At 53.2% G+C, this 9,987-nt stretch carries 7 protein-coding genes; all 7 read left to right on the forward strand.

Annotation, left to right across the window (positions count from 1 at the left end):
* Positions 1–108: 108 nt before the first annotated feature.
* Positions 109–1,884, forward strand: a complete 1,776-nt coding sequence (locus PAT3040_RS28795) for a cache domain-containing sensor histidine kinase (protein WP_258235206.1) — start codon at positions 109–111, stop codon at positions 1,882–1,884.
* Positions 1,877–3,475, forward strand: a complete 1,599-nt coding sequence (locus PAT3040_RS28800) for a response regulator (RefSeq protein ID WP_108995388.1) — start codon at positions 1,877–1,879, stop codon at positions 3,473–3,475. Before PAT3040_RS28795 ends, PAT3040_RS28800 begins: the two co-directional genes overlap by 8 nt.
* 185 nt (positions 3,476–3,660) lie before the next feature.
* Complete coding sequence (locus PAT3040_RS28805) at positions 3,661–4,593, forward strand: carbohydrate ABC transporter permease (protein ID WP_256975880.1); 933 nt, start codon at positions 3,661–3,663, stop codon at positions 4,591–4,593.
* Between the two features lie 25 nt (positions 4,594–4,618).
* On the forward strand, positions 4,619–5,455 hold the full coding sequence (locus PAT3040_RS28810) for a carbohydrate ABC transporter permease (RefSeq protein WP_087570343.1): 837 nt from the start codon (positions 4,619–4,621) through the stop codon (positions 5,453–5,455).
* A 133-nt stretch (positions 5,456–5,588) separates the two neighbouring features.
* On the forward strand, positions 5,589–6,989 hold the full coding sequence (locus PAT3040_RS28815; RefSeq protein WP_256975881.1) for an ABC transporter substrate-binding protein: 1,401 nt from the start codon (positions 5,589–5,591) through the stop codon (positions 6,987–6,989).
* A gap of 103 nt (positions 6,990–7,092) precedes the next feature.
* On the forward strand, positions 7,093–8,403 hold the full coding sequence (locus PAT3040_RS28820) for an alpha-L-fucosidase (RefSeq protein ID WP_108995389.1): 1,311 nt from the start codon (positions 7,093–7,095) through the stop codon (positions 8,401–8,403).
* A 46-nt stretch (positions 8,404–8,449) separates the two neighbouring features.
* Positions 8,450–9,987 (forward strand): glycoside hydrolase family 35 protein (locus tag PAT3040_RS28825; protein WP_373863982.1); only part of this gene is annotated, 1,538 nt, incomplete at its 3' end.

The following is a 9,987-nucleotide window of genomic DNA, read 5'->3' on the forward strand; positions in this document are numbered from 1 at the left end:
AGGAGCGGAGCGTAGTGGAAGCTACGTGAGCACCGGAAGTTTCGCCTGAATTCAAGATTCGATGCCGAATACGCTTCTTGGAATACTTCGTGATGGGAAGCGGACTTTTTGAACAACCTCTTAAAGGGAAAAGAGGCGATCGGCTTGTTTAGAAGTACTTACTATCGCAGAATTCAGCTGTCTTTTCTATTGTTAATCGGGCTGCCTATCGTGACGATGTCGATTGTTTCCTTTATTGTCATTCGGCAAAACATGGTAGAGAAGCTGCAGATGAGCAATGACAATTTGCTTAACGTGATGGCTGCCGAGATTGAAAAAACGATTGACGATATTAGTTTTTCTTCGCATTTTATGGTCAACGACAGCAACTTCCACAGCTATTTGAAGGATTTTGCGGATACAGGCAGATTGGGCTCCCACGAGGATTACAGCAGCTTTGTCTGGATCGGGGACGGACTGTCGCTTATTTCATCCAAACCGCTGAACAATTATATTAGTATGTATCTGATTAATCGCGCCGACTTTATGATTGCGTCGAACTCGGCAACGGACTTGACGCTTATCAAAAAAAATCTGCCGGGGCTGATGGAGAAGGTAAACATGAAGCTGCCGGAAACGCTGCAATGGCTTGGCATGGCCGACGGGGCGACGCCGGGCAAAGGCAGTTATTTTATCGCCCGCGTCATATACGACCGGGAGGAGAACCGAGAGTTGTCGGTGCTGTTGATCTCCCTGGCGCAGCCTTACTTTGAAAAAGTGCTGCAAAATGTCGAGTTTGGCGAAACGGCGTTGTTCGATGCGGCCGGTATCAGAATCGCCGGAAGCGAGAAGATTGAACCGGACGGATCGCCGAATGCGGAGATCGAATTTCGATCCGAGGTGACGCTGGGGAAAACAAACTGGACGCTTGTGTACGAAGCCGCGGAGCAAGAAATTTTCGGCCGGATGTCGCAAACCTTCTACGTGGGCTTCGGCATCGTCATCATCTCCTTCATCATCTTCTCCGTCTTTTCCATGTTTGTTGCAAGACGACTGCATAACCCGATTCAAAAGCTTCAGCGCGTTGTGCGCCAATTCGGCGGCGGCAATCTGGATGCGCGGCTCGAGGTCAAAGGGCAGGACGATATCGCCGAGCTTGGCCATACGTTGAATACGATGCTGGATCAGATCAAAAGTTTGATTTCCGATATCGAGAACGAGCAGGAGCGGAAGCGGGTCATGGAGCTGGAGGCGCTATTTATGCAGATCCGGCCTCACTTTCTCATCAATACGCTTAATTCGATCAAATGCAGTCTCATCCTGAAGAAAGATCTGCTGCACAGCGGCACGATCGATTCGTTGATGAGCCTGCTGCGGGCCTATCTGAAAGTAAACGAGCCGGCAATGCTGCAGGAAGAATGCAAACTGCTGGGACATTATATCGACATTATGAAAATACGCAATGAAATTCCGCTCCACTTGATTGTGGAGCTGGAGGACGGGCTGGAACACTTTATCGTTCCGAAGCTGGCGCTTCAGCCGCTGGTTGAGAACGCGATCGTGCACGGGCTGACGGATGAGCCCGAACCGATTATCCGGGTACAAGGAAGCCGCCAGGCGGGCCGCGTCGTCATCGCGATCGAGGATAACGGCTCCGGCATGGAGGATCAGGAGCTGGAGCGGCTAAATGTCCGGCTCGCCAGCGATGACGAGCAGGAGCATTCCGTTTATGAGCGCGTTGGGCTTGTTAATGTGCTTCAGCGTCTCCGCCTGACATTCGGGCCAAGCACTACGATGGAGATGCGTCGGAATAAGCAAGGAGGCGTAACGGTCGTTCTGACGCTGAATCAACCGATGATAGATCGCAGCTTGTCAGGACAGGAGAGGGGCGGACAGAATGCATAAAGTGCTGCTGATCGACGATGATGTGCCCATGCTGAAGCTGCTGCAGCAGATGCTGCCTTGGGAGGATATGCAATTACGCGTCGTCGGAGCGACGTATTCGAGCGCCAAGGCGCTGCATCTGTTCAAGGAGACGATGCCGGATATCGTCATTACCGATATCGGTTTGCCGCAGAAGAACGGCTTGGAGCTTGCTGCCGCGTTTGCGGAGCTTAAGCCGGATGTCCGGCTGATCTTCTTGACCTGTCATGAAGATTTCCATTATGCGCAGCAGGCAGTCAAGCTGAACGCTGACGATTATCTGCTCAAGGATCAACTGACGGCCGAGCAGTTGAAGCAAAGTTTGCGCAAGGCGCTGCGATTGCTCAAAGCCAAGGCGACTCGCTTGGAGCCAGAGGTGACTGGGTACAGCACCGAGCTGTACAAACACGGTCTGTTCCAGCGCGTGCTTCACGGACTCGAGGCGGACGCAACACGCGAGCAAGCGGCTCAATTGGGCGTATCCTGGTCCTACCCGTGGTTTATGTTCAGTATCGTGCACGTGAACTATATCACCTTCGCCGATCATTATGATCATGGCGATTTGTCGCTTGTATTATATGCGGTCTACAACATCGCGCAGGAACTGGCCGAACCTCACGAGGGAGTGACAGTGTTCCTGCTCGGTGATCATTTGGTCGTCCTTCATAATTTTCGTGTTAATCTGGCCAGAAATGCAGAGCTTCAATTAAGCAAGTTTATGCAGGAGCTGCGACTCCAATGCGAGCGTGTATTGAAGCTAGGGCTCAGCATCATGTCCATGACCGACAAGCTGGAGCTGCGGGGGATCGGATCGGTGTACCAGCAGCTGCTGCATGGCAAATTCGAGTTCTACGAAGGCGATGATCCCGTTGTGCCTGATCTGGGCGTGCTGCTTCAGCATATGTTTCTGCAGGCTCCGCCGCGTTTCCTGGAGCATTTCAAGCCGGGACTGGAGCGGGCGCTGCTTGTTCAGGATGCGAATGTTCTGTCCGACATCGTTCGGCAGATGGGAGAGTCCGCCAGACAGCAACGCACCGAGCCTGATCAATTTATACGGGACGTCGTTTACTTGCTGCGCAGGATGGAGATGATGTTTGCGGAAAGCATGCGGGATGAATCGTTGTACGATTATTTGTCATTGACCCGGACGATTGCGGACGCTTCGGCCCTGACCGTCAGAAAGCTGGTCGAAATTTCGGGAACCCCGAAGCACGGGTCGGAGAAGGCGGTTCAGGAGCCGAAGCTGCAGGTGATCCAGCAGTTTATTGACCGGCATTTGTCGGAAAACATCACGTCGATCGACATCGCGAGGTATCTTTATTTGAATCCCAGCTATTTCTCCCGCTACTTCAAGCGGCTGACGGGCGTTAATTTTACCGACTATGTCCATCAGTACAAAATGAAAATCGCCGCCAAAATGTTGAAGTCATCCGACCAGACGCTGGAATCGTTGGCGATCGGCCTCGGATATTCGGAGCGTACTTACTTCTCGAAAGTGTTCAAAAAGTATATTGGCATTTCTCCGAGCGAATACAAGCTGAAACACACCGCGCCGGGCAAAAACGCCAAGTAGTATTAAAGGTTAAAGCTGCTATGCGATCGATCGCAGAGCGGCTTTTTCCACGTTCCATTCGAAAGCCAGAGCTTAAAAGGAAGGGTCAAAATTATGCACGCGACAGGTCATAATCCATCCTTGGGACGTCCCCGTCTATCCTTTATGCTTATAACAAAGAATGATAAAGGTAGAGGTGAGACAACATGGAAGCTGCCAACATGCCTGCTATTGCAGAGAAACCAATCAAGCGCAAATTCTGGAGTCCGCGAAAAAAAGAAGCAATTATCGGCTGGCTGTTTCTGGCGCCGGAAGTAATCGGCATGCTGCTGATGAACGTATTCGCGCTGGGATTTTCGTTATACTTAAGCTTCTCCGAATGGGATCTGCTGTCGGGGATATCCGGCGTCAAGTTTATCGGACTGGATAACTACATCAAGCTGACGGAAGACCCTACCATTGTCAAGGCGCTGCTCAACAATTTATTGTATACGGTGCTGACCGTGCCGCTGCCGATCGCGCTGGCGCTCGTGCTGGCCGTTTTGCTCCACAGAAACACTTTTTTTAAGGATTATTTTAAAGTCGCTTTTTTTATCCCTTATATCTCTTCCATTATTGCGGTAGCTGCCGTATGGAGCGCATTGTTCCATCCTTCGCTTGGCCCTATTAACCAGCTGTTGATGGATCTGGGCATCGGCACTCCCCCCAAATGGCTCGTCGATCCGAAAACCTCGCTGCTGGCGGTCGCCATTATTAGCTCCTGGGCAGCGCTCGGATATACGATCATTATCTACATGGCCGGTCTGACCAACATTTCGGACGAGCTGTACGAGGCCGCTGAGATCGACGGCGCCACGGCGCTGCAGAAGTTTTTCCGTATTACGATTCCGATGCTGCGCCCGACGACCTTCTTCCTGTTCGTGACCATGCTGATCGGTTCTTTCAAGGTATTCGATATTATCGCCTTCCTGACGCAGGGTGGACCAAACAACTCCTCGACGGTGCTTGTATTCCGAATTTACGAAGAAGGTTTCAAATATTACAACATGGGTTATGCGTCGGCTATTTCCTGGCTGTTGTTTGCGGTGATCGGCATCGTGACCGCCCTGACCTGGAAGCTGCAAAAGGACGATGTTTAACACCAACAAGAACGGAGGCGAGAGTATGGCGCATATACGCAACAATATATCAAAATGGGTTACCACGATTATTATGGGCGCGTTATCGATTGTGTTTCTGGTGCCGCTGATCTGGATGTTGTCATCGGCGTTCAAATTCGAGAAGGATGTCATGCGGTTTCCCATCCAGTGGATACCCGATAAGATCAATGTCATCTATAACTTCAAGGCGGTTTGGATGGGGCGGGTTCCGTTTACCGATTTTTACTTAAACTCCTTCAAGGTTTCGATTATTACGACGCTGATCACGCTTGTTATTTCCTCCATGGCGGCTTACGCGCTGACCAAGCTGCGGTTCCGCGGCAGGAACATGGTGTTTCTCGCATTGCTTTCGTTTATGATTATTCCGGATCAAGCGACGCTCATACCGCGGTTTATGTTGATACGCTGGTTCGGATTATATGATACGCATGCGGCGATTATATTAACGAGCATGTTTTCCATTTATTTCACCTTCCTGCTGCGCCAATTCATGAATGGTATCAACGACGAGTTTATCGAGGCGGCGAGAATGGACGGGGCCGGCTATGTCCGGATCTTCGCTTCGATTATGGTGCCGCTGTGCAAGCCGGTGCTCGCTACAGTGGCCATCATTAAATTTATCTGGACCTGGAACGATTATCAGAATCCGCTCATCTTCCTGCTTAGCCGGGAATTGTACACGATTCCGCTAGGCATGACCTTGTTCAGGGACGATTACACGAACAATTACGCCATTATGATGATGGCCGCGCTCTCGGCGATCGTTCCGCTGGTTATTGTATTCATTGCCTTGCAGCGTCAGGTCATCAACGGCATTGCGCTGGGCGGCGTGAAAGGGTAAGGTGCCTGGCAAAGGTCAAAATCGTATGCCTATTTGAGCAAAATTGTGCACTTCCACAAGAAGGACGATCCTTATACTGAAGACACAGGCGGGAACGTCTTATTACTTACTAACCGACACAGGGGGAAGTCGAATGATGAAGATGAGAGGCAGATCAAAAGTGAACACGTTGTTAAGCTTGGTGCTGGCGAGTACGCTTGTAGTGAGCGCATGCGGCAATGGAAACAACAACAATACGCCGTCCGCATCGCCAAGCCCGGGCAATGGCGAAAGCAAGCCGCAAGAAGAACAAGTTACGATCAAGTATTATAACTGGGATAACGAGGCGCAAGCGGTCGGCACGCGGGGCATGCTTGACGAATTTACGGCCGAAAATCCCAACATCAAGGTCGAGCATGTCGTGCTGGTTCCGGGCAACTCCGTGGAAATGCTGCAAAAGCTTGATTTCCTGATCTCGTCCGGCGAAGCGATCGACGTTATTCAGCTTCCAAGTCTCGGTTCTGTACTGGAGCGAGCGACTCGCGGGGCGTTCGAGCCGCTGAATACGTATTACACGAACGAAAATCTCACGCCGGAAGACGAATACTTCGTAAATGCAAAAGTAGGCGAGGATTACTACGGTATGCAATTTACGAAAAGCGTCAACTATGTCATGTTGAACAAGGACATGCTCGATGAAGCGGGTCTGGCAGTTCCGAAATACGGTTGGACATGGGACGACTACCGCGAATACGCCAAGCAGCTAACGCAAGGCGAAGGCGTGGACAAACGTTACGGCTCTTATTTCCACACATGGGAGCTGTACATGAATGCCCCGGCGCAAACGATGATGAAAGATCCGTTCTTGTATGATGACGGAACGACGATCCTGGCCGATCCGACGTACAAATATTTCTTCGAGCTGCGCAAAGGCATGGAAGAAACGGACAAAACGTCGAAACCTTATGCGGATATACTCGCTGCCAAACTGAATTACCGTACGGAGTTCTTCAACGAAGAGGCGGCCATGATTCTGACCGGCAACTTCACGATTCCGGATCCGGGCAACACCGAGCAATATCCGCATGACTTCAAGACGGCATTTGCTCCGGTGCCAGTGCCGCCTGCGGGTTCTGAGCCGAAAGATTATGAAGGTAAATATTTCACGAGCGGCAGCCAGATTGCGATGGGCGCCACGTCCAAGCATAAGGAAGCAGCCTTTAAGCTGATGAGATTCATGACGACTGCCGATTCGGACAACCGGATGGAATTCTCGGGTTACAAAAAAGCGAACAACGAGGAATTGCTGACGAAGTTGATTGCCGGCAAAGAAGATATGTATGATGTTGATTCGCTCAAGTATTCGCTGTTCAGCGAAGACATTCAGTTCCTTGACGGAGCGCAAGTGATGACGACCGCAACCTCCGAATTGACGAAAGTGATCAATGACGGCTTCAGCAAATATATGCTGAGCAATGAGCCGATCGACGAAGTACAGGCCTGGATGGTTGAAGAAGCGACCAAAATCATCAACGAAAAAGGCGTCATTAAATAAAAGACTTCGATAGTGGCCGGAAGAGCCGTCTGACGGGATCAAACGATCGCGTAAGGCGGCTTTCCTCCTTTATGAAATAAGAACAGCAGGAAGGTGAGAGATGATGGGAAACGAGACGCAAGGGATTACTCTTCGCCATGAGCTGGCGCTTCCGACGAACGCTCAGCGGGAGTGGCAGGATATGGAGCTGGGTTTATTCTGCCACTTCGGCATCAATACGTTTTGCGATCAGGAATGGGGAGAAGGCAAGGATTCACCCGCTTTGTTCAACCCGGACAAGTTGGACGCCCGCCAATGGGTCAGGACTGCCCGCGAGGCCGGGTTTCGATACTTCATTCTGACAGCGAAGCATCATGACGGTTTTTGTCTATGGCCGACGGCTACAACCGATTATTCGGTTGCCTCCAGCCCGTGGAAGAACGGGCAGGGAGACGTGGTGGCGGAATGCGCCGCCGCTTGCCGGGAGGAGGGCATCGGCTTCGGCATCTATGTCTCGCCGTGGGACAGGCATGAACCGTCTTATGCCGATCCGGCGCTATACGACGACTTCTATGCCCGGCAATTAGAGGAGCTGTTGACCGGTTACGGTCCGCTCGTCGAAGTGTGGTTCGACGGCGCCGGCTCCGAGGGCCGAGAATACGACTGGCCGCGCATCATGGGGCTGGTCAAGAAATATCAACCGCAAGCGATGGTGTTCAACATGGGCGCCCCGACGATTCGTTGGGTTGGCAACGAGGATGGGCTCGCTCCGTATCCATGCTGGAACACGGCCGAATCGGCGCGGGCCAGCATGTTCACCAATTCGACTTCGCATTGGCTTCCCGAGACGCCGCGCTGGGTCCCGGCGGAGTGCGATGTCCCGATCCGCAAGGATCGTTGGTTCTGGCATCCCGGCGAGGAGCATCTGCTGCTATCCCTGGACGATCTGATGGACATCTATTACCGCTCGGTGGGGCATGGCGCGACGCTGCTGCTAAATGCGGCCCCCGATGACCGGGGCCTGCTCCCGGAAGTCGATGCGGCGCGCTTGATCGAATTCGGCAACGAAATCCGGCGGCGGTTCGGCAGCAGCGTAGCGGAGACGGCGGGAGTGGAGGAAGCAGCGGCTGAAGCTGCCGAGTCTGCCGGGTTCGCGGACGATGCCGCGTATACGACAGTGCTGCCGCTGCCGATGGGGGCCGTTATCGATCATGCGGTGTTAATGGAGGATATCGCTTACGGCGAGCGGGTTCGCAAGTACGCGCTGGAAGCGTTCGCGGACGGAGCTTGGAAGGTGTTGCACGAAGGTAGCGCGATCGGGCATAAAAAAATAGAAGCATTCCCGCCCGTCGTCGCAGAGAAGCTGCGGCTGCGCATTACGGAAGCGGCTGCGGAGCCGGTCATCAGGCGAATGGCCGCGTACCGCTGTCTGTAACGGAACGGTTGAGCAACAAGCTCCAATTCTGTGGAGAGGTTGGCGTGTGATTGGATCAAAGGAGGTTGGCTGCAGCATGAGCGTGCTGGCATGGAGCAATGGACAATATACGTTGGACGGCGAGCCTTACCGAATCTTGTCGGGGGCCATTCATTATTTTCGGGTCGTGCCGGATTATTGGGAAGATCGTCTCAGAAAATTGAAGGCATGCGGTTTCAATACGGTGGAAACATACGTAGCATGGAACGTGCATGAGCCGCAGCAAGGGGAATTTCAATTTCAAGGATTAGCCGATGTTGCGGCTTTCGTTACGCTTGCAGGGCAATTGGGTCTGCATGTGATCGTGCGGCCAAGTCCTTACATTTGCGCGGAATGGGAGTTTGGCGGCTTGCCGGCCTGGCTGCTGAGAGAGGAGGGAACGCAGCTTCGCTGCATGGATCCCGCTTATCTGGCGCATGTCGACCGTTATTACGATGTGCTGATTCCCGAACTGCTTCCGCTGTTGTCCACGAACGGCGGACCGATTCTGGCTGTGCAGGTCGAAAACGAATACGGCAGCTACGGGAACGATACCGCCTACATGCAATACCTTCGCGAAGGGCTGGAGAAGCGTGGCATCGACGTGCTTCTGTTCACCTCGGACGGTCCGACGGACGAGATGCTGCTGGGAGGGACGATCGAGGATGTGCACGCGACGGTTAATTTCGGTTCCCGCGCGGCGGAATCATTCGCGAAGTATAGAGAGTACCGCAAGGATGAGCCGCTTATGGTGATGGAATACTGGAATGGCTGGTTCGATCATTGGGGAGAGCCTCATCATGTGCGGGATGCCGCCGATGTGGCGCAGGTGATGGACGATATGCTTGAGAGCGGAGCGTCCGTCAACGTGTACATGTTCCATGGCGGCACGAACTTCGGCTTCTATAACGGAGCCAATCATATACGCCAGTACGAACCTACCGTCACCAGCTACGATTATGACGCGATGTTGACCGAATGGGGCGACGTGACGGACAAATACCGGGCCGTGCGGGCCGTCATGGAGAAACACGGCATTCCGGAAGGAGGAGCGCTGCCCGCGCCGATTCCGAAACGCGCATACGGGGAGGTTGCGCTTGCGCAGCGGAGCGGATTGTTTACGCAACTGGACGTGTTGTCCGAGCCGGTGCGGATGACGGCGACGGCGACGATGGAGCAGCTTGGCCAAAGCTACGGCTTCATCTTGTATTCGACGGAGCTCAGAGGACCGCGCAACAATCAGAAGCTCCATATCCGCGACGTTCACGATAGGGCGCTTGTGTTCCTGGACGGTCGTCCGCTTGGCGTGATCGAGCGCTGGAACAATGAGCCGCTCGATATTTCGGTGCCGGCCGGAGGAGCAAGACTTGATATATTGGTCGAGAATATGGGCCGCATCAATTACGGTCCGCTCCTTCGCGACCCTAAGGGCATTACGAAGGGGGTGCTGCTCGACAACCAGTTTCAATTCGACTGGACGATTCGGCCTCTGCCGCTTTACTCTGAGGAGCTCGCCGGCATCCAGTACGAAACGGCGGCCGCGCCGGAACCGGGTCCGGCCTTCTA

The sequence above is a fragment of the Paenibacillus agaridevorans genome (genome assembly GCF_003112455.1).
Lineage (GTDB): Bacteria > Bacillota > Bacilli > Paenibacillales > Paenibacillaceae > Pristimantibacillus > Pristimantibacillus agaridevorans.

What these genes read in the sequence shown, in the direction of transcription:
- PAT3040_RS28815 (WP_256975881.1), top strand. Translation starts at nt 5,589, where the DNA reads ATGATGAAGATGAGAGGCAGATCAAAAGTGAACACGTTGTTAAGCTTG.
- PAT3040_RS28800 (WP_108995388.1), top strand. Translation starts at nt 1,877, where the DNA reads ATGCATAAAGTGCTGCTGATCGACGATGATGTGCCCATGCTGAAGCTG.
- PAT3040_RS28810 (WP_087570343.1), top strand. Translation starts at nt 4,619, where the DNA reads ATGGCGCATATACGCAACAATATATCAAAATGGGTTACCACGATTATT.
- PAT3040_RS28820 (WP_108995389.1), top strand. Translation starts at nt 7,093, where the DNA reads ATGGGAAACGAGACGCAAGGGATTACTCTTCGCCATGAGCTGGCGCTT.
- PAT3040_RS28805 (WP_256975880.1), top strand. Translation starts at nt 3,661, where the DNA reads ATGGAAGCTGCCAACATGCCTGCTATTGCAGAGAAACCAATCAAGCGC.